1 protein-coding gene is annotated in these 345 nt (G+C 33.0%); it reads right to left on the bottom strand.

From position 1 onward, the window contains the following. The coding region (locus H4O21_RS28605; RefSeq protein WP_220495891.1) for a hypothetical protein at window positions 1-345 on the bottom strand (345 nt) is incomplete at both ends.

The following is a 345-nucleotide window of genomic DNA, read 5'->3' as shown; positions in this document are numbered from 1 at the left end:
TTATTGTTTACAAACACTTTATAAGGTGCAGTACCTGTTTCGATTTCAACGGCCACAGCACCTTGTTTTCCAGAAACAAATTTTCCAGTCAACAGGTCTGAAGCTTCAATTTTAAGACTAACACAGTATTGATATGTTGTATTTGTAATTCCTATACATACATCATAAGTACCTGGATCTAAATTTGGAAGATTTAAAAGCTCGTTAAACGTATATTCAGTGCCTCCAATAGTTACATTATAATTATGCCTGAATTTTGTATCAATCTTTATTTGTCCGTTCTTACCTTGACAAGTTTCATCAATGGTTTCAATGGTAAAATTATCGGGAGCCACATAAATCTCA

The sequence above is a fragment of the Oceanospirillum sediminis genome (genome assembly GCF_014164585.1).
GTDB classification, from domain to species: Bacteria; Pseudomonadota; Gammaproteobacteria; order Pseudomonadales; family Halomonadaceae; genus Oceanospirillum; species Oceanospirillum sediminis.
The sequence above is the reverse complement of the archived record's forward strand: the minus strand, read 5'-3'. Positions and strand labels throughout refer to the sequence as shown.